We start from the raw sequence: 25,337 nt of genomic DNA, 5'->3' as shown, positions 1-25,337 counted from the left end.
GCCATTCAGGCTGCCAGCGCCCAGTCCTGGGCCACGTCCTGCACACCCACCAGGCCGATGTCGGCCGCGGCGGCGGATGCCGGGGCGACGTGGGCGACACCGGCCGCGGCCAGGTCGTCGAACGTCGAGTTGATCGACAGGTTCGGGCTGATCGCCTTGAGCAGGGCATCGATCTCGCCGGCCAGCGCCGAGCTGTCGCCGCTCATCAGGCCATAGACCACCTTGTGCACCTCACCGGCACGGCCTTCGTCGCGCAGGCTGTTGAGGCCCAGGTTGGTGAAGCTGACTTCCTGGCTGACCAGGTTGTAGCCGCCGGCGCTCGGGCCACCGGTCAGGGTGTCGCCCAGCGAGACGGTGTTCAGGTTGCCCCACAGGGTGTGGCTCGGGCTCTCGAACAGGGTGTAGTTGAGGTTGCCTTCGGCCACGAACGCGGCGTCGCTGTGGGTGCTCTTCAGCGCGTACTCGGTACCCGAGAACGGGCCCGGGTTGAAGCCGCCGGTGTTGGTGCCATCGACCACCTGGCCCGGGCGATGGTTGACGTCGCCAAAGTAGGCCGACCAGTCATTGAGGTAGTTCGCAACGCTGACGCCGCCGTAGGTAGCGCTGTAGGAAATGGAAATGCTCATGCAAAACTCCAGTACATAGGTTGGTCACTCCGCAGCGGGCCGATGCCCGCTGCGGTTTTGCCCTTCTCTGGGCAAAAGCGGTCAGAACTGATATTCGAGGGTGCCCTGCAAGGTGCGGCCGCGCCCCAGGGTGAAGGCCAGCACGTCGCCCATGGGCACCAGGTAGGCGCGGTCGGTGACGTTCTCCATCGCCAGGCGCAGGGTCAGTTCTTCGGTGGCGCGGTAGCTGCCGTACAGGTCGTAAACGGTGTAGGACTTCCAGTCCGCGGGGTAGACGCTGGTGGTGGTGCGGGTGTTGCTGCCGCCTTCCGAGTAGCCCGCGCTGTAGCGGGCCCGGGCGCCGATATCCAGCTTGCGCTCGAAGAAGCGCGCGCCCAGGGTCAAGGTGCCGCGGTCCATCGGCATGTGTTCGGCCGAGCCGAGGATCGCGCTGCAATGGCTGGCGCTGTTGGCCTGTTGGTCCGGGCGCATGCCGACCACCGGGGCGCGGCCGGCCGTGCTGTTCTTCACGGTCTGGGTCACCCCGCCCAGCCATGCGGTCTTCGAGCAGAAGTCGTTGCTGCCGATCATGTGGGTGTAGGCCAGCTGCCCGTAGGCGCGCCCGGCGTCGTAGTCGAGCTGGTACTCCACGCCCTTGAAGCGGGTGTCCTGCAGGTTGTTGACATAGGCGCTGTTGCCGATCCCGGCCATGCCGTAGCCCGGGGGCTGCATGCCCATGTTCATGAAGATGAAGTCTTCGACGCGGGTGTCGAAGTAGGCGACCTTGATCCCCAGCCGGTCATCGTCGAACCACAGGTTTTCCTTGAACACATTGACCCCGGCTTCCCAGGTGGTGGAGCGCTCCGGACGCAGGAAGGGGTTGGGGTACATGCTCTCGGCGCCACCACCGTGGGGGCGGCCGGTGATCAGGGTCTCGGTGATCGCCGGCGGACGCCAACCCTTGCCGTAGCTGGCGAACAGTTGCAGCCATTCCACGCCGGGCTTGATCGACAGGCCGAAGGTCGGCGAGAAACGCCCTTCCTCGGTGTCCACGTCATAGTTGACCGGCACCGTGGTTTGCCGGGTGGTGCCGAGAATGAAGGTGCGGGTATTGATCCCGGTATCGCCGCGCAGCCGGTAACGGTCGTAGCGCAACCCGGCATTAAGGTTCAGCCAGCCGTCGTAGTCGTAGTCCAGGCGGGCGAACAGGCTGCCAAGCGCGCGGTCGCCCTTGGGCGTCATGCCTTCCGAGGCCGGGGCGTTCACCGCCGAACCGCTCGCCACCGGCTGGCTGGAGTCCGGGCGTACCTTGTCGTAGAAGAACTCCAGGCCGTAGTTGGCCTTGAGCGTCGACAGCTCGCCCAGGGCGAAGGTCGAGATGTTCTGCGCCTGGGCGCCGTAGGTGTCGGTCTGGTAGGTGATCGAATAACCGGGGGTGATGCCCCGTCGCAGGGTGCTCTGGTCGTTGCGGTTGTCGACGTAATAGAGCTTGGCCTTGAAGTCCACCAGCGGGTTGTCCGGGGTGTAGCTGTAGTCGAGGGCGAAGTTCTGCGAGCGCACATCGCTGCTGCCCAGCTTCTCCCACAGCTGGTCCCTCTCGGTGTTGAGCATATTGGCGTCGTCGTAGGACACCTGAGTGGTCAGGTAGCTGAACTGCAGGCGCTGGTCCTGGGGCAGGTTCAGCCCGAGCTTGGCCAGGCGCGAGCGCATCACCGAACCTGAATAGGCCACCGGCGAGTTCTTTACCCGATCGTTGATCGAAGGGTCGCGCCAGCCACCGGTGCGCAGCTCGCCGATGCTGCCGCGGGTCCCCGGGTCGTAGTCGCCCAGGTGCCGCTCGCTGGCGGCGACCAGCATGTCCCAGACTTCAGTGCCGATGGCGAAGGCCGAACTGCCGATAAAGTGCGTGCCGTTGCTGCGCCCGCCCAAACCGGTGGTCAGGCGAATGCGCCCGCCGATTTCCTCGCCCGGCTTGATCAGGTCGCGGGCTTCCAGGGTGCGAAAATTGGCGATCCCGCCGATCACCCCGGCACCGCCCATGCTGGAGGTCGCGCCCTTCTCGATCACCACCTCGGAAAGCAGCTCGGGGTCGACATACAGGGTGCCGTTGCGTTGCTGGTGGCCGCTCTGCTGGTAGTTCTGGCGCATGCCGTCGACCGACATGTTGACCCGGCCGTAATCCTGGATGCCGCGGATGTTCACTGACAGGCCGGGGTCCTGCTGGCTGACCGCCGAGTACACGCCGCTGGTTTCTTCCAGCATGTCCGCCGCGTGCCGGGGCGGGTTGCGGTCGATCTGCTCACGGCTGACGACGCTCACCGAACGCGGCGCGCTGTAGACCCAATCGCTTTTTCGCCCTTCGAGGTTGCCGGACACTGTAGTGGTGGCCAGGGCCAAAGCCCCCTGGTGCTCGGCGGCGACACGGTTCAGGGTGACCTGGCTGTCGCCGGTGAAGCGGTATTCCACCGGCGCGTTGCCCAGCAGCCGCGCCAGGCCTTCCTGGACGCTGTAGCTGCCCTTGAGCGGCGAGCTGTGCAGGCCCTTGAGGCGCTGGCTGTCGAACAGCACTTGCAGCCCGGCCTGTTCGGCGAAGGCCAGCACGGCGCTGTCCAGGGCTTGCGCAGGAATGTCGAACAGCAGGCGGCTTGGCTGCTCGGCGCCAGCAACAGCGGCACTTTGCGCCGCGTGCACCAGGCCGGCATCGAGCAGCAGCCCCGCGGCGCCCAGGTGAATGGCCAGGGCCAACCGGCTTGCGGCGTGAACTCCAGTGCGACTGCTTTTCATACTCGTATTCCTGCGCTGGCTGCTTTTTATTGATGCGAATGCATCTCAGTTAGCTAGACGTGCCAGGCAGGAAAACTCAGTAAGGTTTTTTTCAATTATTTTTCACGGGGAGGAAACAGGCGGCGCCAGGCCTCAGTAAATCAGGCTGACGCCGGCCAGATCGAAGTGCCGCACCTGCAGTTCCCGGGTCAGGGTGGCCAGGGCGGTGTCGAGCATGTCCAGGCGGAATACGCCGCTGACCTGGCGCTGGGCCAGGGCCTCGTTGCCCAGCAGCACCCGGCCGGGGCGATAACGATTGAGCTGTTCGATCACCAGCGCCAGCGGCTGGCGATCGAACACCAGCACGCCACGACGCCAGCCGGTGGCCCGTTGCAGATCGACAGCCTCCAGGGCGACCACCCCCGACAGCGGGTTGTAGCGCGCACTCTGCCCTTCCTGCAGCACCCGTTCGGAAGCGCCCTGTTGCGCCGGCGTATCCAGGCTCACGGCAACGCTGTGTTGCAGCACGCCGACCCAGGCCTGCTCACTGCTCTCACGCCCCACCACGAAACGCGTGCCCAGGGCACGGGTCTGCCCGCCGGCACTCTCGACCACAAAAGGGCGGCTCTCCTCGCCGCCCATGGGCGCCACGTCGAACACCGCGGAGCCGGCAAGCAAATGCACCTGGCGCTGGGTCTGGTTGAAATCGAGGCGAATGGCGCTGGACGAATCCAGCTCCACGGTACTGCCGTCGGCCAGCTGCAGGGTGCGCACTTCGCCTTTGCCGGTGAGGTAGTCGGCCTGCATGTGCAGCAAGGCTTGCGGCCCTTGCCACCAGCCGAGCGCGACGGCCAGCACCAGCACCGCGGCGCTGGCCGCCCGCGGCAGGAAACGCCGACGGCGCGGCCGGGGAAGGGGCATGGCCCTGGCGGCGGGCGCCCGACGCGGTTGCGCCAGTTCCGGCTCCAGGCGCAGCTCGCCCAACGCGTCCCAGGTCTGCCGGGCAAACGCCAGCGCCTGGGCGTGACGCGGGTCCCGCGCCTGCCATTGCTCCAGCTCGGCCTGCTCGGCGGCGCTCAGTCCACCGGCGTGCAAACGCACCGCCCAGTCGGCGGCGGCCTCAGTGATACTGCGCTCTTGCGGACCCTGGCTATTCACGTGTGAATCTCGATTTCTCGTTATATATAAGCAGTGACGACTGACCCCGGTTTTTACCGTAACTCACTCGTCGGCCGCCCGACCGCCGGTAGCCAGGCGCTGCATCACATGGGCCAGGGCCCTGGACAGGTGTTTCTGCACCGAGCTGTCGGAAATCTCCAGATGCCTGGCCACTTCGGCGTGGGTCATGCCTTCGATCCGGTTCAAGCGGAAAATCTCCTGAGTGCGCGGCGGCAACTCCAGAATGGCCTGCTTCAATGCCTTGCGCTGTTGCTGCGCCATCGCCTGAGCCTCCAGACCGGCCTGCTCATCCTCGATCTCGGCCAGGGCTTCATGGGGCACGGTATCGGTCTTGCGCCGTGCTTCCTGACGGACATGGTCGATCAGCAGATTGTTCGCCGTTCGGTAGAGATACCCCTGGGAATTGTCGATGCGCTCGCCGCGCGTCTGTTCGGCCAGCCGCAGGAAACTCTCCTGCACCAGATCAGCGGCCAACTGCGGGTCCCGTACCTTGCGCGCCAGATACCCACGCAAGGTAGCGGCATGCTTGAGAAACAGCCCCTTGAGATCCACGTCCGACAAACCGACTCCCTGGAACTTGAAGGAAATTGGCCGGCATCTTACGGCTTACTAAGAATTGTTTTCAATTGATATGAATACGCATCCTCCTTCGGAAAAGTGAAAGAACCTCTCCACTCATCCGGGTAGTGTTCGATTATCGAACCATTATTTCGGGGCTGTCATCCGGCTCATTGACCAAATTAACTAGTTAGTACAATTTAGCCCCAGCCGCTGGCCGCTCAAGCCGCGCCCACAATAACAACGGAGAATTCCCCTCATGCGCCCTATCGTTCTGGTGCTCAACGGCCCGAACCTGAACCTGCTCGGCACCCGCGAACCCGCCACTTACGGTCACGAGACCCTGGCCGACATTTCCGCCCAATGCGGGCGTGCCGCCGAGGAGTTCGGCCTGACTGTGGAGTTTCGCCAGACCAACCACGAAGGCGAACTGCTGGACTGGATTCACGGCGCCCGTGGCCGTTGCGCCGGGATCCTGATCAACCCGGCGGCCTGGACCCACACCTCGGTGGCGATCCGCGATGCCCTGGTGGCCAGCGAACTGCCGGTGATCGAAGTGCACCTGTCGAACGTCCACGCCCGCGAACCCTTCCGCCATCACTCCTTTGTCTCGGGCATCGCCCTGGCGGTCATGTGCGGCTTCGGCAGCCATGGCTATCGCCTGGCACTGGCGCATTTCAGCCAGCGCTTTCAAGGAGCCCAGGCATGACCCAGCAGAACACCGTACTGGCCGGACTGATCGGCGCCGGCATCCAGGCCTCGCGCACCCCGGCGCTGCATGAGCACGAAGGCGATGCCCAGGGCCTGCGCTACCTGTACCGGCTGATCGACCTGGACCAGTTGCAACTCGACAGCAGCGCCCTGCCCGACCTGCTGCTGGCCGCCGAGCGCATGAACTTCACCGGGTTGAACATCACCTTTCCCTGCAAGCAGAGCATCATCCCGCTGCTCGACGAACTGTCGCCGGAAGCCCGCGGCATCGGCGCGGTGAACACCGTGGTGCTCAAGGACGGCAAGCGCGTCGGCCACAACACCGACTGCCTGGGTTTTGCCGAAGGCTTCCGCCGCGGCTTGCAGGGCGTGGCCCTGGAGCGCGTGGTGCAGATGGGCGCCGGCGGCGCCGGTGCGGCGGTGGCCCATGCGCTGCTCAGCGAAGGCGTGCAGCAGTTGAGCATCTTCGATGTGGAAAGCGCCCGCGCCCAGAGCCTGGCGGACAACCTCAACCAGCATTTCGGCCCCGGCCGGGCCAAGGCCGGCGTCAACCTGCCCACTACCCTGGCCGCCGCCGACGGCCTGGTGAACACCACGCCGATGGGCATGGCCAAGCTGCCGGGCATGCCGGTACCGGTCGAGTTGCTGCGCCCTGAGTTGTGGGTCGCGGAGATCGTCTACTTCCCGCTGGAAACCGAGCTTCTGCGCAACGCCCGCGCCCTCGGCTGCCGCACCCTGGACGGCGGCAACATGGCGGTGTTTCAGGCGGTGAAGGCCTTCGAGCTGTTCAGCGGCATAACGCCGGATGCCCAGCGCATGCTCGCGCATTTCCAGAGCATGAATGGCTGAAAGGCGATCGCGAGCAAGCTCGCTCCTACAAGGATTCCGCAACTTCTGTAGGAGCGAGCTGGCTCGCGATCAATCTCAGGCCTGCAGGTAGCGCAGCACCGACTCGCAGATCATCTCGCGGTGGCGCTGCTTGATCGCTTCGTCGGGCAGGTCGATCTGGAAGATCTCGCCGAAGGTGTGCCGGTTGGACACGCGGTAGAAGCAGAACGAGCTGATCAGCAAGTGCACATCCAGCGGGTCCAGGCCGGCGCGGAACACGCCCTCGTCGACCCCGCGCTGCAGGATCTCGCCCAAGGCATGGAGGATGGTGTTGTTCATCGCCTTGATCGCCTCGGAGCGCTTCACGTACTCGGCGTTGTGGATGTTCTCGATGCTGACGATGCGCACGAAATCGACGTTGCGGTCGTGGTGGTCGAAGGTGAACTCCACCAGCCGGCGAATCGCTTCGCGCGGCGCCAGCTCCGCCAGGTGCAGGCGGCTCTCGGTGCTGCGGATATCGCCGTAGAGCTTCTCCAGCACCTCGACGTACAGCTGCTCCTTGCTGCCGAAGTAGTAATAGATCATGCGCTTGGAGGTGTGGATGCGCTCGGCGATGGCATCCACCCGAGCACCGGACAGGCCCTGCTGCACGAACTCGACAATGGCTTCTTGAAGAATGTTCTCGCGGGTCTTTTCCGGGTTGTTCTTGCGACTCTTGCGCGGCTCGTTCACGGACTGCTCGGGCACTACGGAGAGTTCTGTGGTCATTATCATTCTGGGGCTCACGGCCATCGCTGCACACGCGGGCGATTATGGGCCGCGTCGCGCAGCGAAGGAAAGCAGGACGGCGGCCCTTTGCCGCCGCCGTTACGAAACTCCTACAACTTGGCGTGACGCACCCCGCCACTGCGGGATTTGGCCATGGCCGCCAGACGCACCGCGACGTTTGCCGCGCCATACCCGACATAGCCATTCCTGCGCTGGATGATCTCGAAGAAGAAGCGCCCCTCGAACGGCTCGGTGTAGACGTGGAACAGCTCGCCGCCCTGGGCGTCACGGTCGTAGAGCACGTTGTAGTAGGCCAGCTCGCTGAGGAACTCGTCGTCGAAATCGAAGCGTGCCGCCAGGTCGTCGTAGTAGTTCAGCGGGATGTCCAGCAGCGGTACGCCCACCTCCTTGGCCCGGCTGACCTCGGCAAAGATGTCGTCGCAATCGAAGGCGATGTGATGCACGCCCGAACCACCATAACTGGACAGCGCATGGGAGATCGCGGTCTTGCGATTCTCGGAAATGTTCAACGGCAAACGAATGCTGCTGCACCGGCTGCGCAATGCTCGACTCTTCACCAACCCGTAGGGGTCGGGCAGCACCACTTCGTCGTCGGCGGTGAAATCCAGCAGGCTCTTGTAGAACAGCACCCAGCTGTCGAGGCTGTCGGCCGGCAGCGCCATGGCCATGTGGTCGATGCGCTTGAGGCCGCCCTTGGCCACCACCCCGGGGAGCATATTGAAATCGGTGTCGTACAGGTGCTGGCCGCCCTGCTCCTGATCCACCAGGTAAATCAGGCTGCCATCCAGCTCGCGCACGGCGGCCAGTTCCAGTTCGTTGGGGCCCACCAGCCCGCGGTACGGCTGGCCCTTGTAGGCCACCGCGCGCTCCAGCGCCTTGGCGCTGTCCTTGACCCGGATCGCCGTGGCGCACACCGAGGGGCCGTGGGCTTCGAAGAAGCTGTGGGCAAAGGAGTAAGGCTCGGAGTTGAGGATCAGGTTGATATCGCCCTGGCGCATCAGGCTGACGTTCTTCGAGCGGTGCTGGCCGGCCTTGGCAAACCCCAGGCGCTCCAGCCAGCCGCCGAGCTTGGCGCCCAGCGCTTCGTCCACGGCGAACTCGAGAAATTCGGTGCCGCCGTATTCACTGGCCGGCGGCGGCGCGAACAGCGTATCGATATTGGCCACGGGCGTGGCTTCCTGCGCCAGGCGCTGGCGGGTTTTCTCTTCGAGGTACAGCAGCGAACGCAGGCCGTCCGCGGCATTGGCCCGGGGTGGCGCGGCGCGGAAACCGTCGTTGAAGATCTCCAGGGACAAAGGCCCGGTGTAGCCGCTCTTGATGATCGGCGCGAGGAACCCCGGCAGGTCGAAATCGCCCTGCCCCGGGAAGCAGCGAAAATGCCGGCTCCACTCCAGCACGTCCATGGCCAGGATCGGCGCGTCGGCCATCTGCACGAAGAAGATCTTGTCCCCGGGAATCTCGGCGATCGCCGCCGGGTCGCCCTTGAGCGACAGGGTGTGGAAGCTGTCGAGCAGCACGCCGAGGCTCGGATGGTCGGCCTCGCGGACGATGTCCCAGACCTGTTGATAAGTATTGACGTGCCGGCCCCAGGCCAGGGCCTCGTAGCCGATCCGCAGGCCACGGCTGCCGGCGCGCTCGGCCAGCAGGCGCAGGTCGTCCACCAGGATCTGCCGGTCGCCGACGCTGTCGGCCGCGGCATTGCTGCATACCAGCACCAGGTCGGTGCCCAGTTCCTGCATCAGGTCGAACTTGCGTTCGGCGCGTTCCAGGTTGCGTTGCAGGCGGTCGCGGCGGCAACCTTCAAAATCGCGAAAGGGTTGGAACAGGGTGATGGCGATGCCCAGGTCCGCGCACATCTGGCGGATTTCCCGGGGGCTGCCGTCGTAGTAGAGCAGGTCGTTCTCGAAAATCTCCACGCCGTCGAAACCGGCGGCGGCAATGGCTTCGAGTTTTTCCGGCAGGGTACCGCTCAAGGAGACGGTGGCAATGGAACGCTGCATATTTCAACTCCCGGCAATGACTACAGATCGGGCGCCGTGCCCGTGGCCGCTGCCGCAGGTCCTCCAGTACGCTGAAGATCCCGCGCCCGCTTCGCGGACGATCGCAGCCTGCGGCAGCGGCTACAGGGGCACGTTTGTTATTGGATGGGGCGGATTATTGAGCCGGGCATTGCAGACAGCAATTCAAAGTGTACGAACCAGTTAGTTTTTCGTGCGATTATCGAACAAAATGGCCGTTGGCGAATTGACGATTTTTCGCTCACTGCGCACCATCGACAGCACATTGAGCCGGCACCGAACCACCGGCTTCAATTGCCCAAGACCCAGAACACACCATAAAAATTTCAAAAATCGGGTACACCCTCATGCTTGCACTCAACGCCACACCTCTCTGCCTGGTCCTCTGGCGCTCACCCGGCCACGCCTCCAACAGCCGCCTTCAGACGGACGCACTACGGCCCCTGGGCTGAACCGTGCTTGCACGCTGACCCGACCGCTTTCAATCGCCGCGCCCGATGCGCGTCGAGCAAAGCCCTCAGCCGATCGATCATCGCGTTCACCCGCGGCCCGTCCGCCCAGCCGACGATCGATCACGCGCCCTTGAGTCCCGACGAGTTGTCCCTCGTCAGTCATTGAACGGATGGCACACATGATTCCTTCTCAAAGCTCTCGCATGGCCCCGAGCCTCGGCACCGCCTCCGGCGGCATCGGCGACAAGATCCGCGGCGCCATGGCGGTCGGCAAGACCCGCTGGGGCATGCTCGCCCTGGTGTTCTTCGCCACCACCCTGAACTACATCGACCGCGCCGCCCTGGGTGTGATGCAGCCGATCCTGGCCAAGGAACTGAGCTGGACGGCGATGGACTACGCCAACATCAACTTCTGGTTCCAGGTCGGCTACGCCGTCGGTTTCGTCCTGCAAGGGCGGCTGATCGACCGGATCGGCGTCAAGCGCGTGTTCTTCTTCGCGGTGCTGCTGTGGAGCCTGGCCACCGGTGCTCATGGCCTGGCCACTTCGGCCGCGGGCTTCATGGTCTGCCGCTTCATCCTCGGGCTGACCGAGGCCGCCAACTACCCGGCCTGCGTGAAGACCACGCGCCTGTGGTTCCCGGCCGGCGAACGCGCGGTGGCCACCGGCATCTTCAACGCCGGGACCAACGTCGGCGCCATGCTCACGCCAATGCTGCTGCCGTTGATCCTGCACGCCTGGGGCTGGCAGGCGGCGTTCCTGTGCATGGCCGCGCTGGGCGCTGTCTGGCTGCTGTTCTGGGGCCTGAAATACTTCAACCCGGAGGACCACCCGAGCGTCAAACAGTCCGAGCTCGAGTACATCCAGAAAGAAGTCGAACCGGAACAGACCCGCGTGCCCTTCTCGCGCATCCTGCGCATGCGCGGCACCTGGGCCTTCGCCCTGGCCTACTCGATCACCGCGCCGGTGTTCTGGTTCTACCTGTACTGGCTGCCGCCGTTCCTCAACCAGCAGTACAACCTGGGCATCAACGTGACCCAGATGGGCATCCCGCTGATCATCATCTACCTGACCGCCGACTTCGGCAGCATCGGTGGCGGCGTTCTCTCGTCGTTCCTGATCGGCCGCGGAGTCAACCCGATCAAGGCGCGCCTGATGTCCATGCTGCTGTTCGCCTGCTGCATCGTCAGCGTGGTCATGGCCGCCGGCGCCAGCAACCTGTGGGTCGCGGTGCTCGCCATCTCCCTGGCCATCGGCGCGCACCAGGCCTGGACCGCCAACATCTGGAGCCTGGTGATGGACTACACGCCCAAGCACATGATGAGCACGGTGTTCGGTTTCGGCGGCATGTGCGCGGCCATCGGCGGCATGTTCATGACCCAGCTGGTGGGCCACATCCTGACCGTCACCAACAACAACTACACCGTGCTGTTCACCCTGATCCCGGCGATGTACTTCATCGCCCTGACCTGGATGTACTTCATGGCTCCGCGCAAGATTCCGAAAGTCGAAGACTGACGCTTTCCTCTCGCAGGCCCGGTTCCGGGCCTGCTTTTTTCTCCCCCCTCATCTCTCGGCCGATACCGGCTGGCACCCCCCACGAATTCCGCTCAGCGCCGGCGCTGTTGCCAGGCAGCCGCCAGGCCGCTGAGGCAGATCACCGCGATGCCCAGCTGGGTGATCGGCTGTGGCGTATGGCTGAACAACAACCAGCCCAGCAGCCCGGCGAAGACGATCTGGCAATAGCCGAACGGCGCCAGCAGGGCCGGTGCCGCGAGGCGAAATGCCTGGGTCAGGAACAGGTGGGCGGTCATGCCGCAGGCCCCCAGCGCCAGCATCAGCAGGCCATGGATAAAGCTCGGCACCTGCCAGAAGAAGGGCACCAGCGCACTCATCACCAGGGTGTTGCACAGGCCGGCGAAGAAGTTGCTGGTGGTCGGGCTGTCGTGCTCGGCGAGCTTGCGGGTCAGCAGTTGGTAAAAGCAGAAAAACAGCGCCGAGCAGAAAGGCAGCAGCACCGCCGGGGTGAACAGATCGCCGCCCGGGTGAACGATGATCAGCACCCCGATAAAACCGCAGATCACCGCCAGCCACTGGCCCTTCGTGACCCGCTCGCCCAGCAGCGGCACCGACAGCGCGGTGACCAACACCGGTGCCAGGAAGTTGACCGCGGTGGCTTCGGCCAGGGGGATAAACAGCAGCGCCGAGGTGAACAGCAAGCTGGTGCTGAGCAGGCATAAGGCCCGCGCCAGTTGCAGCAACGGCCGCTTGGTGCGCAACACCCGCAGGCCGGATTGCGGCAGGAAGATCCCGGCCATCAGCAGGGTATGAATCAGGTAGCGGGCCCAGACCACCATCACGATCGGATAGAACCCCGAGAGGTATTTCGACAGGGCGTCGTGACTGGCGAACAGGAAGGTCGCCACGACGACCAGCAGGATGCCCTTGAAGGGCTGGTTGACACCGGAAAGGGGTGTGCTGAGGGTCATCCGCAAGGCCTCTCAAGATAGGTTTTGTTTGTAGAAACAGCTTCGCGGGCAAGCCTCGNCGATAGGGCCATCTGGGCGATCAACTAAAGCCGGGCCAACAACGCCCGGGTCTTGTCCAGGGCCATCTGCGCCCGCTCCAGGGCGCCGACGCCCTGCTCGAGCAACTTCACCGCGGGGATCTCCAGGCTCAACGGCAGGTTGGCCGGCAGACAATGCAAGAGCCCCACCAGGTCGCAATCGCCATCCCCGGGGAAACGCCGCTCGTTGCGGGCCTGGCGCAGGATCTCCTGCATGTCGTCCGGTCGCGGGCCGGCCACGTCGCACAGCTGGGCATAACGCAGCCGTGACGGTGCGACCTTTGCCAGATCCTCCAGGCGCGAGGCCGAACGATCGAAGTGGAACGCGTCCACCAGCACCGCGGCGTTGTCGCGACCGGCGTTCTCCACCACCCGCACCGCCTGCTCCAGGTTGCGCGCATCGGTCCAGGGCATGAACTCCAGGTGCGGATGCAAGCCGTAGATCGACGCCAGGTCGCAAAGTTCGGCGAAGCGTTCGGTCATGCGCCCCTCGTCGGGGTCGTTGCCGGCCACCAGCAACTCGCTGGCGCCGAACTCCGCGCCGACCGCCAGCACCGCCTCGAAATCCGCTACCCGGGTTTGTGGCTTGAGCCGCAGGATCTCCACATCCAGCACGCCGACGCCGGTGTCGCGCAGGCGGCTCAGGGTCTGTCGGCGCAGCTCGGCATCGGCCACCAGGGCAAAGTGATGCTCCTCCGGCGTCGCCGGTACCAGGCGCAAACCGACGTGGCTGTAACCGGCGCGGGCCGCCACCTCGACCATCTGCGGCGGCGAAATCTCCAGCACCGTGAGGCTGGCCAGGGAAAGAATACGCTCGCTCATGCTCATCCCTCGATCAGCGCCGGAGCACAGGCCCGACCGGTCGCCGCCGCTTCGCGGATCGCCTCGATCAGCGCCAGGGTCCGCGCCGCATCGGCCACGCTGACCAGCGGCTCGACCTCACGCTGCGCCACTTTGACGAAATGCTGCAATTGCAGGTGCAGGGCTTCGGCGGCGGTGAAAGGCTCCTCGACCGCCAGCAACGGCTGATGCCAGCCGGTACCGGCCTCGGCGTACTGCCAGCGCTTGAGTTGCGGAATGCTCAGGGCGCCAGCGGTGCCGGCCAGCAGGTAGCACGGCTGGTCGGCCTGGCGCGGGTACACCGGGTTCTCGCCGGAACCCAGTTCCCAGCTCCAGGGCGCCGCCACCGCGTCGGAACCGGTCAGGCTGCCCAGGGCGCCGCTGGCGAATTGCAGCAGGACGGCGGCGCAATCCTCGTTGGCGAAACCGCGCACTGCGTTGCTGGTGACGGCCTGCACCTGACGCACCTCACCACACAGGTGACGCAGCAGGTCGAGGTCGTGAATCAGGTTGGTCAGCAGCATCCCGGCCCCGGGCTCGCGGCGCCAGGGAATCTCGAAATAGCTGTCGGGCTTCTGCAATTGCCAGAGCGCGGTGACCGTGGTCAGCCGGCCCAATGCGCCGCCCTGCACCAACTCATGGGCGCGGACGATCAGCGGGTTGTGCCGGCGGTGATGGCCCACCAGCACCGGCACGCCGCTGTTTTTCACGGCAGCGACCAGTTCACGCGCTTCATCCAGGTGCACGCCGACCGGTTTTTCCAGCAGCACCGGCACTCCGGCCGCCAGGCAATCCAGGGCGGTGCTGACATGCAGGTTGTTCGGGTTGGCGACTATCACCGCGTCGGGGCGGGCCTGTTCGAGCATCTGTCGATAGTCTGGGTAATACGCCACCTCCCACTGCGCAGCGATGCCGGCGGCTTGCGGGCCGGGATCGGCCACGGCGCAGAGTGTGGCTTCGGTCAGGGTCTTGAGGTGCTGGTAATGCTGCTGGCCCATGTTGCCGGCGCCGATCAGGGCAATGCGCAAAGGCGAGTCCAAGGCGGGATCCTCTTGTGATTGTTATCGGAACGCGAGATTGCAAATATTTAGAACTCGGTTCCACTTTCACGCAAGAGCAAAACAAAATAGTGTCCGATCAGCGAACAGCTTTAAGGCTTGAGATCGTGAAGGCCCTTCGGGCCTTATCGCAGGCTACGCCAGCGGCTACAGAAAACACGCAGCCCCTGTAGCCGCTGCCGAGCCCCGCGAGGCTGCGAACGGCTCCGCAGGAGACGCAAAACCTGCCATCGCAGTGTGCCTGGCTAGACTCGGCAGGTTGTTTCACGGCCGCTGCGCGGCCGATCGCAGCCTACGGCAGCGGCTACAGGAATTTCTGCAGATTCAGCTGAAAAGCTCGGAAGCCTGGCTGGCGGCCGAGAGTTCGTCGGTGAACTTCAACAGCAGCGGCGCCAGTTCATGCAGGCGCGCCAATGGCATGCGCGCGCTCGGGCCGGCGATGCTCAGCACTCCGACCACCCGGCCGTCGACCGGATGACGCACCACCGCGGCCACCGCCGAGGTGCCCACTGCCGAACTTTCCTCGACCCAGGCGTAACCCTGCTCCCGGGCCAGGCGCAGGCGTTCGAGCAGCTCGATGTTCGAGCGCGGCGCGTTCGGCCCCAGGTCCGTGGGGATTTCCGCGCCCTGGCGCTCCACCAACGACAAGGCCTCGGCGTCGCTCAGGCAGGCCAGCCAGGCGTGCCCGGAAGCGGTATAGAACAACGGCGCCTCGCGCCCCATGTCGGGGTCGTAGCGCAACCCGGAACGGGCGCCCTGGGACTTGGCGATCCAGGTCTGGCGCTCGTCCTCGATCACCCCGAGGCGCACCAGCTCACCGGTTTCCTGGGCCAGCCGGTCGAGCACCGGCTGGACAATGTCCGCGCCGCTGCTGGACAGGTAGCGAAAGCCCATGGCCACCAGTTTGGTCGACAGGTGATAACGCAGGTTGTCCGGGTTCTGCCGCACGTAGCCCAGGCGGATCAGCTCCGCCAACAGCCGGTGGGTGGCGCTTTTGGGGATGTCCAGTTGCTCGGCCAGGGTCTGCATCGGCAGGCCGCGGGGGTCGCTGGTAAGACTTTCCAGAACGCTGAAGACGCGCTCGATTTGACTGCCGGCCATGGTCGGGTCCAGACGAAATTTGGCCGATTCTAGTGACAACCGGCGCAATGGGAAACACACCGCGGCATCGTTCGATAACCGCCCATAAAAACCTCGGCATGACGCAGATGATCCTGCCCTCGCCTTGCTGCCGACTATTCGACTCCGTATATTTTTTGGAATCAAGTTCCAAAAAACAATAAGTGTTCGTTTAACGGAGTTGCTTCTTCCATGCCTGCCACCGCCACCCTGCACCACCCCGATATCCATTGCGACGTGCTGGTCGTCGGCTCCGGCGCCGCCGGCCTCTCGGCAGCCGTGACCGCGGCCTGGCATGGCCTGAAGGTCATAGTGGTGGAGAAAGACCCGGTGTTCGGCGGCGCCACCGCCTGGTCCGGCGGCTGGGCCTGGGTGCCGTGCAACCCACTGGCGCGACGAGCGGGCATAGTCGAGGACGTGGAACTGCCGCGCACCTACCTGAAACACGAACTGGGCGAACGCTACCAGCCAGCACTGATCGACGCCTTCCTCGAAGCCGGCCCGCGCATGGTGTCGTTCTTCGAGCGCCATACCGCGCTGCAATTCGCCGACGGCAACGCCATCGCCGATATCCACGGCGACACCCCGGGCGCCGGCACCGGCGGACGCTCGGTGATCGCCGCGCCCTACGATGGGCGCGAGGTTGGCAAGCTGCTCAAGCGCCTGCGCAAGACCCTGCGCGAAACCTCGTTCATGGGCATGCCGATCATGGCCGGCGCCGACCTTGCGGCCTTCCTCAACCTGAGCCGTTCGCTGCCGGCGGCCTGGCATGTGAGCAAGCGCTTCGGCCGCCACCTGCGCGACCTCGTCACTCACCGCCGCGCCCTGCAACTGGTCAATGGCGTGGCACTGGTGGCGCGCCTGGCCAAGTCGGCGCAGGACCTTGGCGTGCTGCTCTGGGAATCGGCGCCGGTCACCGAGCTGCTGCGCGACGGCAACGCGGTGACCGGGGCTATTGTCAGCAGCGCCACCCGGGGGCCCATTCGTATCCGCGCCCGCAAAGCGGTGGTGCTGGCGGCCGGCGGTTTCCCCAACGACATCGAGCGGCGCAAGGCGCTGTTCCCACGCACGCCCACCGGCCACGAGCATCTGGCCCTGCCGCCGCTGGCGGTCTCGGGCGACGGCTTGCGCCTGGGGGAAAGCGTCGGCGCCCGGGTCGATACCGACATGGCATCCCCCGTGGCCTGGGCCCCGGTTTCCGCGGTGCCTTACAAGGACGGCAGCCGCGGGCATTTTCCGCACATCATCGAGCGCGGCAAACCAGGGGTCATCGGCGTCTTGCGCAACGGCCAGCGCTTCGTCAACGAAGCCGAGGGTTACTACGACTATGTGCGGGCAATGGTCGCGGCAGCGCCCGAGGGTGAAGAAGTGGCGTCGTGGCTGATCTGCAGCCACAGCTTCCAGCGTCGCTATGGCCTGGGTATTTCCCGGCCCTTCCCGGTGCCGCTGGCGCCCTTTATCCGCAGCGGCTACCTGAAGCGCGGCGACAGCATCGAGGCGCTGGCCCAGGCCTGCGGCATCGATGCGGACGGCCTGCGCGCCACCCTGGCGGAATACAACCGGCATGCCCGACAAGGCCAGGACCCGCAGTTCGGCCGGGGCTCGACGCCTTACAACCGCAAGCAGGGTGACCCGCGCCAGCAACCCAACCCATGCGTGGCGCCCATCGAGCAAGGGCCGTTCTACGCGGTGAAGGTCCAGCCGGGCTGCTTCGGCACTTTCGCCGGGCTCAAGGTCAACCCCCACGCCCAGGTGCTCGACGGCCAGGGCCAGGCCATCGCCGGCCTGTACGCCGCCGGCAGCGACATGGCCAGCATCATGGGCGGCCACTACCCCGCCGGCGGTATCAATCTCGGCCCGGCGCTGACTTTCGGCTATATCGCCGGTCGGCACATTGCTGGCGTCAGTGCTTACGAATAAGGCGGCGATCAATCTCGAAGAGGGCGTGGTGTTTGAGATCGCTTGAAGGCCCTGCGGGCCTTATCGCAGGCTGCGCCAGCGGCTACAGGAAGCGCGTAGCCCTGTAGCCGCTGCCGAGCCCCGCGAGGCTGCGATCGGCTCCGCAGGAGACGCAAACCGGCCGCTGCGGCAGGTCGCGGATGGCCGATCAGAAATCGAAGAACACCGTCTCCCCTTCCCCCTGGATGCGGATATCGAAGCGGTACGCCCGCTGCCCGTCCACTTCGCAGGGATGGGCCAGCAGGGTCTCGCGCCGTTGCGGCTGCTCGATCAGGTTCAACACCGGGCAGGCGGCATTGGCTTCGGCTTCATCGGCGAAATACAGGCGGGTGTGCAGGTGGATGTTGATCCCCCGGGCGAACAGCGCCACGTTGATGTGCGGCGCCATCGGCACCCCGGCGGCATTTTTCACCACGCCCGGCTTGATGGTGTGCAGCGTCCACTCGCCGGCATCGAAGGTGGTGGCCGTGCGCCCGAAGCTGTTGAAGGCTTTCTCCGAATCGAACAGCGGGTCGTAGACGCCCTCGTGGTTGGCTTGCCAGAACTCGAGGAACGAGTCGCGCACCAGATGGCCGTTGCCGTCATACACGTGGCCGATCAGCAGGATCTTTTCCCCCTGGGCATCGGGCCCGGCCATCCGGTTCCAGATCTCGTCGCTGCGGGTCGGGTTGCCCGCGGCGGCCAGCGCCAGGCCGATGTGCACATAAGGGCCGGCCGTTTGCGAGGGGGTTTCAGGCAGCAATTGGATAGGCATGGCAGGCTCCTCAGCAATTCTCGAAGTGGGTTTTGCGCTGGCCGCGCAACACGATGTCGAAGCGATAGGCCAGGCAGTCCATCGGGTTGGCGCTGCTCATGTCCAGGCGCGCGATCAGGCTCTGCACCGCGTCCGGGTTGGCGATCGACTTGACGATCGGGCACAGCGGAATCAGCGGGTCGCCCTCGAAATACAGCTGGGTGATCAACCGCGTGGCGATCGATGGTCCGCTGATGGAGAAATGGATATGCGCCGGGCGCCAGTCGTTCGGGCCGTTGCGCCAGGGGTAAGGACCGGGCTTGATGGTGCGGAAGCTGTAGTAGCCGTCGCGGTCGGTCAGGGCTCGGCCGACACCACCGAAATTCGGGTCCAGGGGCGCCAGGTAGCGGTCGTTCTTGTGCCGGTAGCGACCACCGGCGTTGGCTTGCCACATCTCCACCAGGGTGTGGGGAATCGGCTGGCCGTACTGATCGCAGACCCTGCCGGAAACGATGATTCGCTCGCCCACCGGCAAGCCGCCGTTATTGAAGTTGAGCAGCAGGTCGTTATCGAAACGCCCGGTCTTCAGATGGGAGAAATCGGGGCCACTGGTCTCGCTCAGCGATTGCGGGATGCTCACCAGCGCCTGGCGCGGCGAACGAGCCACGGAGGTCTTGTAGTCGGGGGTCAGGGCCTTGGGATGCCAATTACGGTCACGGATAACGAAACGACTGCTGTCTGCATCAGACATGTCGATCTCCTGTTGTTTGATTTATGGAGCGCAGCCCGCGCAGTTTCAAACAACAGCAGCCCAAGGAATATTGAAAAGGCCTCCCCTATCCATAACCAATAGGTTATGGATAACGCCCCTCGCGATAGGCCTGCCCGACCTCCCGCAGCACCTCGACGCACCATTGCGCCGCCAGCGACAGCGGCAGGCTGGCATTGCTGGAGATGCCCACCGAGCCACCCGGCTCGCGCTGCCCGAGGTCGATCTCGCGCAGCTCGCCATTGGCCAGGTCCAGGCGCACCGCGTCCAGCGGGGCGATCCACAGCGCATCGCTGGACAGCGCATAGCGCCGGCTCAGGGCCACCGAGAGGGTTTCCAGGCGCTGGCGCGACTGGCTGATGCCGCACTGCACAAACAGGCTGTCGGCGAACTTGCGGATGGTGGTGCCGGCCAGCGGCAGCACCAGCGGGTACTGCTCCAGCGCATGCCGCTCCAGCGGCCCGTGCAGCAACGGATGATCGGGACGCGCCACCAGGGTCATGGACTCGCTGTACAGATGCTCGAAGCTCAGGCCCTGGATCTGCGGGCTGTCCGTCATGCGCCCGACCACCAGGTCGACGTCGCCGACCCGCAGCTGCGACAGCAGATAGGCGCTGGGACCGGTGACCACGCTCACCACCAGCGCCGAATGCCGTTCGTGCAGGCGTCGCACCACTTCTGGCAGCAACAGGCTTTCGGCGGTCGAGAGCACACCCAGGCGCACCACGCCGGCGGCATATTCGCCGCCGCGCAAGGTGTTCACCCCCTCGCGCAGGGCCTGCACCGAGGGCCCGGCGTAACGCAGAAAGGCCATTCCCGCCTCGGTCAGGCTGAGCCCGGCCTTGCTCCGGGCGAACAGCCGGGTGTCGAGCAACTCTTCCAGTTCCTTGAGGGTTTTCGACATTGCCGGCTGGCTCACCGCAAGCACATCCGCCGCCCGCGCCAGGCTGCCCTGACGAGATATTTCAAGAAAACATACGAGGTGACGGAATTTGATGCGGGTATCGATGTTCAAAGGAGGCCCCGGATGTGTCGCGACAGGATCGATGCGGCTGCGGGCAATGGTAGCGTGCATGCAAAAGGCTGACGACCGGACTGGCACCAGCTTTACTCACCAGCAACACTGATCAGCAAATAAGAAGAGGATTCACCCATGCTTTGGAAGAAAGGACGGCGCAGCGACAACGTGGTGGATGCTCGCGATGACAGTGGTGGTGGAGGTGGCGGTCTGCGCTTTGGCGGCGGCAAGGGCCTGAGCCTGACTGCCATCATCCTGATCGTCGGCATCGGCTGGGTCACCGGCCAGGACCCGCTGCAAATCCTCGGGCAACTCGTCGGGCAGATGGATCAGTCCTCGGCGCCCGCCACCACCCAGCAGACCCGCCAGGCGCCGCCGGCCAACGACGAGCAGGCGGAATTCGTGCGCTCCATCCTCGGCGACACCGAAGACACCTGGGGCCAGATCTTCCAGCAGGCCGGACGCTCCTACCAGCAACCCAAGCTCATCCTGTTCCGTGGCCGGGTGAATTCCGCCTGCGGCTCGGCGACCTCCGCCACCGGCCCCTTCTACTGCCCGGCCGACCAGCAGGTGTACCTGGACATGGACTTCTTCCGCGAGATGGACCAGCGCTTCTCGGCCGCCGGCGACTTCGCCCAGGCCTACGTGATCGCCCACGAAATCGGCCACCACGTACAGACCCTGCTCGGCGTCTCGGCGAAGATCCAGACCGCCCGCCAACAGGGCCGGCAGATGGAAGGCGACGGCGGCCTGCTGGTGCGCCAGGAACTGCAAGCCGACTGCCTGGCGGGCGTCTGGGCCAACCATGCGCAGAAACGCCTGAACTGGCTGGAGCCGGGGGATATCGAAGAAGCCCTGAACGCCGCCAACGCCATCGGTGACGACCGCCTGCAACAGCAAGGCCAGGGCCGCGTGGTGCCGGACTCCTTCACCCACGGCAGCTCGGCGCAACGGGTGCGCTGGTTCAAGGCAGGCTTCACCCAGGGTCAGGTCGGCCAGTGCGATACCTTCGCGGCGAAGAGTCTGTAATGCGCCGGGCACTGGTGCTGCTCACGTTATGGATGATCTGCGCCGGCGCGCAGGCAGCGGAAAATGGCGTCAAGACGGTCAGCCCCGCGCGGCTGAACCTCGAAGGCGGCGAACTGGCCATCGGCCTGAGCCAGGATTGGCAGCAGCCGCTGCCGGAGATCCAGCGGGCACTGATCATCGTCCACGGGCGCCTGCGCAACGCCCAGACCTACCTGCACAGCGCCGAACAGGCCGCCAGCCAGGCCGGGCAAAGCGCGGCCACCCTGGTGATCGCCCCGCAGTTTCTCAATCAGAGCGATATCGAGCGCCACCAGCTACCCGACTCGCTGCTGCGCTGGCAGGGCAATGGCTGGATGGCCGGCGAGCCGTCCAGCGGGCCCAAGCCACAAAGCTCTTATGCGGTGCTGGACGCGATCATCACGCGGCTGAGCGATCGCCAGCAGTTTCCGTCCCTGACCGAGATAGTCGTCGCCGGCCACTCTGGTGGCGCCCAGGTAGTGCAGCGTTTTGCCCTGCTCGGCAAGCATCATCCGGGCCTGGAGGATGACGGCATCAAATTGCGCTACGTCATCGCCAACCCATCGTCCTATGCCTATTTCGACGAGCAGCGCCCGGCGAAGGTCGACGCCAGCGCGTGCCCCGGTTTCAACAACTGGAAGTACGGCCTGCTCAAACTGCCGGCCTACGCCGCCGGCCAGACCGCGCAGCAACTGGAACAGCGCTATATCAAACGCGATATCACCTATCTGCTGGGCCAGCAGGACACCGACCCGCACCACCCGGCGCTGGACACCAGTTGCGCCGCCGAGGCCCAGGGCGCCTACCGGTTGATTCGCGGGCACAACTACTTCGACTACCTGAAACAGCGCCATCCCCAGGGGCTGCAACAGCAGCTGGTCGAAGTGCCCGGGGTCGGGCATGACGGCGACAAGATGTTCACTTCGCCCGAGGGGCAGAAGGCGTTGTTCGGCCAGTAGGCACGGTGAAATCAGCAATGACGCTATCGCGGGCAAGCCTCGCTCCTACAGGTTCGTTGTCGTANCCCGCGAAGCTTTTCAAGCCAACACCATCTGCCGTAGAACGCCGCAATCCTCGGCATGCCAGTCGGCCAGTTCCGGCCACGGGTTATCCGGCAGGTTCACCAACACCGTGTGGGTGCCCGCCGCGCGACCGCAGTCGAGGTCGAAGCGGTAGTCGCCGACCATCACCATTTCAGCGGGCGCCACCTCCCAGGCCGCAGCCAGTTTCAGCAAGCCGCCGGGATGAGGTTTGGGCGGGGCCTCGTCGCGCCCCAGCACGTCCTCGACGGCAAAGCAGTCGGCCAGGCCGATGGCCTCCAGGGTGACATGGGCCAGCTCCCGCGCATTGCGGGTCAGGATGCCCAGGCGATAGCCCCGCGCCGCCAGCTCCCGCACCAGCTCCACCGCCCCCGGCGCCGGGCGCGAACCCAGGGCCAGATCGCGTTCGTGCTCCAGCAGCCAGGCGTGTTTCGCCGCGGCTTCGGCGGCGGGCAAGGCCGCGAGGTGGGTCAGGATGTCGTGCTCCGGCGGAATCCCCAGCGCTTCGCGAATGGCCGCGAAATCATGCACGGCCACCGTCAGGGTGCCGTCCATGTCGAACACCCAATGACGCACCTCGGCCAGGCTCATGCCCAGTCCTTGCGGTGACGGATCAGGCCTTCCTGGGTCACCGAGGCCACCAGTTGGCCGGCGCGGTTGAACACGCTGCCACGGGAGAAACCACGGGAATTGCCGGCCCAGGGGCTGTCCATGGCATACAGCAGCCAGTCGTCGGCGCGCAGGTCGGCATGGAACCACAGCGCGTGGTCGAGGCTGGCGACCTGCATGTCCTTCTGCCACACCGACTTGCCGTGGGGCAGCATCGAGGTGGTCAACAGGCCGAAGTCCGAGGCGTAGGCCAGCAGGTATTTATGCAGCGCGGGAATGTCCGGCAGCTCGCCGTCGGCGCGGAACCAGACGTATTTGATCGGGTCCGCCGGCTGCGGGTTGTAGGGGTCTTTCTCGGTCACCGGGCGCACTTCGATGGGCTTGGGGCACAGCAGTTTTTCGCGCATGTGCTCCGGGATCAGGTGCGCACGCTGCTGGGTGATCTCCAGCTCCGATGGCAGGTTTTCCGGGCCGACCACCTGGGGCATGGTGTCCTGGTGCTCGAAGCCTTCCTCGTCGTACTGGAACGAGGCGCTGCAGGTGAAGATCGGGTTGCCCTTCTGGATCGCCGTGACCCGGCGGGTGCTGAAGCTGCCGCCATCGCGCACCCGGTCGACCTGGTACACCACCGGCAACGCCGCATCGCCCGGACGCAGGAAGTAACCGTGCAGCGAATGCACATGGCGCGCCTCTTCGACAGTCTGGCTGGCCGCGGACAGGGACTGACCCAACACCTGGCCGCCGAACAGCTGGCGGAAGCCCAGGTCCTGGCTACGACCGCGAAACAGGTTTTCCTCGATCGGTTCCAGGGTCAACAGGTCGACCAGATCATCCAACACGTGGCTCATTCAGACTCTCCTCACACAGAGCAATGCCGCGCAGTCTTGGCTGCTGCGGTCGATTCAATCGGGTTCACACACATGGGCACACTCCAGATGCCCCCGACCTGCTATCCATGCAAGGTTTCCAACCATTGTTCGCGGTTGATGCGATACAGCACATGATGACGCAGCGGATGCTCGCTGCCGAGCTTTGGGTGATCGAAATCGTCGTCTGCATCGTGTTGCATGCCGATGGCCTGCATGACTTTCTGCGACGGCAGGTTGCTGGTGGTGGTAAAGGCGACGATCTCGTTCAGGGCCAGGCGATCGAAGCCGCAACGCAGCGCGGTCCAGGCCGCTTCGCTGGCGTAGCCCAGGCCCCAGTGTTCGCGCGCCAGGCGCCAGCCGATTTCCACCGCCGGGGTGAACGGCGCTTCGAAGCCCACCACACCGAGCCCGGTAAAACCGATGAAGGCCCCGGTATCCTTGCGCTCCAGCGCCCAGGTGCCAAAACCGTGCTCGGCGAAATGCCCACGGATCCGGCCGATCAGCGCGGCGCTTTCCAGGCGGCTCAAGGGGGCCGGAAAGTAACGCATCACCTGCGGGTCGGCGCACATCGCCGCAAACGCCGGCAAATCCTCGTCGCGCCACTGGCGCAACAGCAGTCGAGCACTTTCGAGTTGCAGTATCGGCTCCATCGTCCCCTCCATTTCCATGCGTGCCAGTCTACATCGCTGGTAGGATCCTTTTCGGATTCCTACATGAAATTGCCATGCCACTGCCGCTGATCTACCACGACGACTACAGCCCCGAGTTCCCGGCGGAGCACCGCTTCCCCATGGACAAGTTTCGCCTGCTGCGCGACCACCTGGTGGATAGCGGCCTGACCCGCGATGCCGACCTGCTGCGCCCAGAACTGTGCCCGGCGGAGATTCTCGCCCTGGCTCATGACCCTGGGTATATCGAACGTTACATGGCCGGCGAGTTGTCGCGGGAAGACCAACGGCGCCTCGGCCTGCCCTGGAACGAAGCCCTGGCCCGGCGCACCGTGCGCGCCGTCGGCGGCTCGCTGCTGGCCGCCGAACAAGCCCTGGAGCATGGCCTGGCCTGTCACCTGGCCGGCGGCACCCATCACGCCCACTACGACCACCCGGCGGGCTTCTGCATCTTCAACGACCTGGCGGTGATCAGCCATTACCTGCTGGAAGCCGGGCGGGTCGGCCGGGTGCTGATCTTCGACTGCGACGTGCACCAGGGCGACGGCACCGCGCGGATTCTCGAACATACCCCGGACGCCGTGACCGTCTCGCTGCACTGTGAAAAAAACTTCCCGGCACGCAAGGCCACCAGCGACTGGGACATCCCCCTGCCGATGGGCATGGGTGACGCCGATTACCTGAAGGTGGTCGACGACGCGCTCAATTACCTGCTGCCGCTGTACCAGCCGGACCTGGTGCTGTACGACGCCGGGGTGGATGTGCACAAGGACGATGCCCTGGGTTACCTGAAGCTGACCGACCAGGGCGTCGCCGCCCGCGACGAACAGGTGATGCGCCATTGCCTGGGCCGCGACATCCCGGTGCTCGGAGTGATCGGCGGTGGCTACAGCAAGGACCGCCAGGCCCTGGCGCGGCGCCACGGCATCCTCCACCACAGCGCGCAACGGGTGTGGACGTCATCAGGTTGTCACTGAAAGCTGGGCGCCTTACCCACAATGGCTGTGGAGCCGCTTGTGGATAACCTGAGTGCAAGCGGCTGCAGGCCATGCGGGCTGTACCCTACAGACAGGCGATCATTTTTTGATCAGCCCCGCTAAACACTGCTGAATGCTGCGAAGCGGGAGCGTTGATGGTGAT

Annotated in this window: 23 protein-coding genes; 7 read left to right on the top strand and 16 right to left on the bottom strand. The window is 65.2% G+C overall.

The window, feature by feature from the left end:
- Window positions 1–5: 5 nt before the first annotated feature.
- From ACTJKT_RS24485 to ACTJKT_RS24470, 4 genes are all read right to left on the bottom strand, one after another.
- On the bottom strand, window positions 6–626 hold the full coding sequence (locus tag ACTJKT_RS24485) for a heme acquisition protein HasA (RefSeq protein ID WP_440788882.1): 621 nt from the start codon (window positions 624–626) through the stop codon (window positions 6–8).
- 81 nt (window positions 627–707) lie between these two features.
- Complete coding sequence (locus tag ACTJKT_RS24480) at window positions 708–3,389, bottom strand: TonB-dependent hemoglobin/transferrin/lactoferrin family receptor (RefSeq protein ID WP_440788881.1); 2,682 nt, start codon at window positions 3,387–3,389, stop codon at window positions 708–710.
- Window positions 3,390–3,521: 132 nt separating this feature from the next.
- Window positions 3,522–4,526 (bottom strand): FecR family protein, encoded by a 1,005-nt coding sequence (locus tag ACTJKT_RS24475; RefSeq protein WP_440788880.1) that lies wholly within the window; start codon window positions 4,524–4,526, stop codon window positions 3,522–3,524.
- A gap of 63 nt (window positions 4,527–4,589) precedes the next feature.
- On the bottom strand, window positions 4,590–5,108 hold the full coding sequence (locus ACTJKT_RS24470; RefSeq protein WP_007928868.1) for an RNA polymerase sigma factor: 519 nt from the start codon (window positions 5,106–5,108) through the stop codon (window positions 4,590–4,592).
- A gap of 256 nt (window positions 5,109–5,364) precedes the next feature.
- On the opposite strand from ACTJKT_RS24470, the gene aroQ reads away from it, so the two are divergent.
- Both aroQ and ACTJKT_RS24460 read left to right on the top strand, forming a co-directional pair.
- Window positions 5,365–5,814 (top strand): type II 3-dehydroquinate dehydratase, encoded by a 450-nt coding sequence (aroQ, locus tag ACTJKT_RS24465; RefSeq protein ID WP_053281029.1) that lies wholly within the window; start codon window positions 5,365–5,367, stop codon window positions 5,812–5,814.
- Complete coding sequence (locus tag ACTJKT_RS24460; protein ID WP_440788879.1) at window positions 5,811–6,665, top strand: shikimate dehydrogenase; 855 nt, start codon at window positions 5,811–5,813, stop codon at window positions 6,663–6,665. Before aroQ ends, ACTJKT_RS24460 begins: the two co-directional genes overlap by 4 nt.
- A 75-nt stretch (window positions 6,666–6,740) precedes the next feature.
- On the opposite strand, the gene ACTJKT_RS24455 is transcribed toward ACTJKT_RS24460, so the two are convergent.
- Both ACTJKT_RS24455 and quiC read right to left on the bottom strand, forming a co-directional pair.
- The gene (locus ACTJKT_RS24455; RefSeq protein WP_440788878.1) at window positions 6,741–7,418 is read right to left on the bottom strand and encodes a TetR/AcrR family transcriptional regulator; all 678 of its coding nucleotides are present in this window, start codon (window positions 7,416–7,418) and stop codon (window positions 6,741–6,743) included.
- A 104-nt stretch (window positions 7,419–7,522) separates the two neighbouring features.
- Complete coding sequence (gene quiC / locus ACTJKT_RS24450; RefSeq protein WP_440788877.1) at window positions 7,523–9,433, bottom strand: 3-dehydroshikimate dehydratase QuiC; 1,911 nt, start codon at window positions 9,431–9,433, stop codon at window positions 7,523–7,525.
- A gap of 649 nt (window positions 9,434–10,082) precedes the next feature.
- On the opposite strand from quiC, the gene ACTJKT_RS24445 reads away from it, so the two are divergent.
- Window positions 10,083–11,420 (top strand): MFS transporter, encoded by a 1,338-nt coding sequence (locus ACTJKT_RS24445; protein WP_440788876.1) that lies wholly within the window; start codon window positions 10,083–10,085, stop codon window positions 11,418–11,420.
- Window positions 11,421–11,512: 92 nt separating this feature from the next.
- Here the strand turns inward: ACTJKT_RS24445 and ACTJKT_RS24440 are convergent, their stop codons facing one another.
- The 4 genes from ACTJKT_RS24440 to ACTJKT_RS24425 form a co-directional block, all read right to left on the bottom strand.
- Window positions 11,513–12,391 (bottom strand): DMT family transporter, encoded by an 879-nt coding sequence (locus ACTJKT_RS24440; RefSeq protein ID WP_169915604.1) that lies wholly within the window; start codon window positions 12,389–12,391, stop codon window positions 11,513–11,515.
- 83 nt (window positions 12,392–12,474) lie between these two features.
- Entirely contained in the window at window positions 12,475–13,290 is an 816-nt protein-coding gene (locus ACTJKT_RS24435) for a sugar phosphate isomerase/epimerase family protein (protein WP_440788875.1), read from the bottom strand.
- Between the two features lie 2 nt (window positions 13,291–13,292).
- Window positions 13,293–14,348: a Gfo/Idh/MocA family protein gene (locus tag ACTJKT_RS24430; RefSeq protein WP_440788874.1), complete on the bottom strand. Its 1,056-nt coding sequence runs from the start codon at window positions 14,346–14,348 to the stop codon at window positions 13,293–13,295.
- A 342-nt stretch (window positions 14,349–14,690) separates the two neighbouring features.
- Window positions 14,691–15,467 carry an IclR family transcriptional regulator gene (locus ACTJKT_RS24425; protein WP_440788873.1) on the bottom strand — a complete coding sequence of 259 codons (777 nt, stop codon included), beginning with the start codon at window positions 15,465–15,467 and terminating at the stop codon, window positions 14,691–14,693.
- A 210-nt stretch (window positions 15,468–15,677) separates the two neighbouring features.
- Here ACTJKT_RS24425 and ACTJKT_RS24420 point away from each other — a divergent pair, with 210 nt between their 5' ends.
- Window positions 15,678–17,405 (top strand): FAD-dependent oxidoreductase, encoded by a 1,728-nt coding sequence (locus tag ACTJKT_RS24420; protein WP_440788872.1) that lies wholly within the window; start codon window positions 15,678–15,680, stop codon window positions 17,403–17,405.
- Between the two features lie 187 nt (window positions 17,406–17,592).
- Here the strand turns inward: ACTJKT_RS24420 and pcaG are convergent, their stop codons facing one another.
- From pcaG to pcaQ, 3 genes are all read right to left on the bottom strand, one after another.
- Window positions 17,593–18,198, bottom strand: coding sequence for a protocatechuate 3,4-dioxygenase subunit alpha (pcaG, locus tag ACTJKT_RS24415; RefSeq protein WP_102676667.1), 606 nt, complete (start codon window positions 18,196–18,198; stop codon window positions 17,593–17,595).
- A gap of 10 nt (window positions 18,199–18,208) precedes the next feature.
- Window positions 18,209–18,928 carry a protocatechuate 3,4-dioxygenase subunit beta gene (pcaH, locus tag ACTJKT_RS24410; RefSeq protein WP_025807624.1) on the bottom strand — a complete coding sequence of 240 codons (720 nt, stop codon included), beginning with the start codon at window positions 18,926–18,928 and terminating at the stop codon, window positions 18,209–18,211.
- Window positions 18,929–19,031: 103 nt separating this feature from the next.
- Entirely contained in the window at window positions 19,032–19,961 is a 930-nt protein-coding gene (gene pcaQ / locus ACTJKT_RS24405) for a pca operon transcription factor PcaQ (RefSeq protein WP_440788871.1), read from the bottom strand.
- 138 nt (window positions 19,962–20,099) lie between these two features.
- Here pcaQ and ypfJ point away from each other — a divergent pair, with 138 nt between their 5' ends.
- Window positions 20,100–20,993: a KPN_02809 family neutral zinc metallopeptidase gene (gene ypfJ, locus ACTJKT_RS24400; RefSeq protein WP_440788870.1), complete on the top strand. Its 894-nt coding sequence runs from the start codon at window positions 20,100–20,102 to the stop codon at window positions 20,991–20,993.
- On the top strand, window positions 20,993–21,970 hold the full coding sequence (locus ACTJKT_RS24395; protein WP_440788869.1) for an alpha/beta hydrolase: 978 nt from the start codon (window positions 20,993–20,995) through the stop codon (window positions 21,968–21,970). Before ypfJ ends, ACTJKT_RS24395 begins: the two co-directional genes overlap by 1 nt.
- Before the next feature lie 78 nt (window positions 21,971–22,048).
- On the opposite strand, the gene ACTJKT_RS24390 is transcribed toward ACTJKT_RS24395, so the two are convergent.
- The 3 genes from ACTJKT_RS24390 to ACTJKT_RS24380 all read right to left on the bottom strand — a co-directional run bounded on the left by ACTJKT_RS24390 (window position 22,049) and on the right by ACTJKT_RS24380 (window position 24,179).
- Entirely contained in the window at window positions 22,049–22,642 is a 594-nt protein-coding gene (locus ACTJKT_RS24390; protein ID WP_440788868.1) for an HAD family hydrolase, read from the bottom strand.
- Window positions 22,639–23,508: an acyl-CoA thioesterase II gene (tesB, locus tag ACTJKT_RS24385; protein WP_009050999.1), complete on the bottom strand. Its 870-nt coding sequence runs from the start codon at window positions 23,506–23,508 to the stop codon at window positions 22,639–22,641. The genes ACTJKT_RS24390 and tesB overlap by 4 nt, the downstream gene beginning before the upstream one ends.
- 101 nt (window positions 23,509–23,609) lie before the next feature.
- Complete coding sequence (locus ACTJKT_RS24380; RefSeq protein WP_023969471.1) at window positions 23,610–24,179, bottom strand: GNAT family N-acetyltransferase; 570 nt, start codon at window positions 24,177–24,179, stop codon at window positions 23,610–23,612.
- A gap of 74 nt (window positions 24,180–24,253) precedes the next feature.
- On the opposite strand from ACTJKT_RS24380, the gene ACTJKT_RS24375 reads away from it, so the two are divergent.
- Entirely contained in the window at window positions 24,254–25,174 is a 921-nt protein-coding gene (locus ACTJKT_RS24375) for a histone deacetylase family protein (protein WP_097305203.1), read from the top strand.
- The last annotated feature ends 163 nt before the right edge of the window (window positions 25,175–25,337 follow it).

It is taken from the genome of Pseudomonas sp. 22526 (genome assembly GCF_052044735.1).
Classification (GTDB): Bacteria; Pseudomonadota; Gammaproteobacteria; order Pseudomonadales; family Pseudomonadaceae; genus Aquipseudomonas; species Aquipseudomonas piscium.
Note: the sequence above shows the minus strand (reverse complement) of the source record. Positions and strands in the feature narration are given on the sequence as shown.